Source organism: Endozoicomonas sp. SESOKO2 (genome assembly GCF_024606245.1).
Lineage (GTDB): Bacteria > Pseudomonadota > Gammaproteobacteria > Pseudomonadales > Endozoicomonadaceae > Endozoicomonas_A.
Window position 1 is genome coordinate 1 of sequence record NZ_JAHHPQ010000435.1, and the last position, 1,096, is coordinate 1,096.

Here is a 1,096-nt window from a genome sequence, read left to right on the forward strand (position 1 = left end):
GTTCAGGAGCAGTCAAAACAATCGGGTAGACTCATAGAGTTATCGGGGGGGGTGGACGCCGGTTGGGTAGATCGTTCAACAGTCGTTGAACTGCAGTCTCTCAGTGAATTAGCCAATAAAAGCATGCTTCTGAAACTTCCTGATGGGCGTCAATTTACTGTCATTTTTGACCGAACTAACGGTAGCCCAATTGAAGCAAGGCAGGTTCTACCTTCTGCATATCCTGATGACCATCATTTTTATCAGCTCACTCTTCGATTATTGGTAGTTCAAGGCACATGAAATGGTTATCTCGACAACTATACTATCAGGACTAGCAGAACAAGGAAGTCAGCTGATGGATATAAGGAAAACAGAGGGAAAGTCGGTTACATTTTCTGAACCTGAGAAGTCTGAATCGCCTGAAGATGATGCTTCCTGGGAATCTCGAAAAGTTGAAAAAGCCTGCAAAAGAAAACCAGAAGAAACCACGCAAGAAGCTCCAGAGTCCAAAAAAAGTAAATTGGAGCCCAATGCAGCATCAGTTTCAGATAAATCGTTGCAGGAAAGAGATCTGGAAGAAATGAACGCTGCTTTAGTAGAAGCAAGGTTGTATCCTGGTTGGGAGTCAAGGGAAAGCAGGGCTCTCGAGGATATGAATTGATACGACACAATTGTTCGTCGGATGAAAGATGAGGAGCTGTCTCTGGAATCTTTATCCAACAAAAACTCAGAAGAAGTGATAGCATTTTTGCTTGAAAATGAAGTCATCACGCAGAGTATGTCGACGTATATAAAAGAGGACGGAGTTGACTTGGAAGGCTCTCCGTACTGGTAATTGAATTCTTACCTAACCCTTCTCCAACATAAAAACCACTCTTGCGGGTGGTTTTTTTTCGTCTTAAGAAAAGGAATTTCTATGCCCATCAACAACGAAGACGTGAAACTCTTTGAAAGCCAGCGTCTCAGTGACGAGGAGGACGGCGGTGGCCGGGCCACTGGCACTGTGGTGATCGACGGAAATGTGAATAACCTCTTTCAGGACATCTCCCGGATTGACCGCACCATCGGTGACGTGGCCCTGCGTAAAGCCTACATCGGCATCAGCACCGACAAC

General features: G+C 45.2%; 3 protein-coding genes. All 3 read left to right on the forward strand.

Translation table 11 applies throughout. The features are described 5' to 3' along the window. The coding region (locus KDK17_RS09845; protein WP_257287976.1) for a hypothetical protein at nt 1-282 on the forward strand (282 nt) is incomplete at its 5' end. Nucleotide 283: 1 nt separating this feature from the next. After that, the gene (locus KDK17_RS09850; RefSeq protein WP_257287977.1) at nt 284-643 is read left to right on the forward strand and encodes a hypothetical protein; all 360 of its coding nucleotides are present in this window, start codon (nt 284-286) and stop codon (nt 641-643) included. 255 nt (nt 644-898) lie between these two features. Continuing rightward, a partial coding sequence (locus KDK17_RS09855; protein ID WP_257287978.1) for a hypothetical protein occupies nt 899-1,096 on the forward strand: 198 nt, incomplete at its 3' end.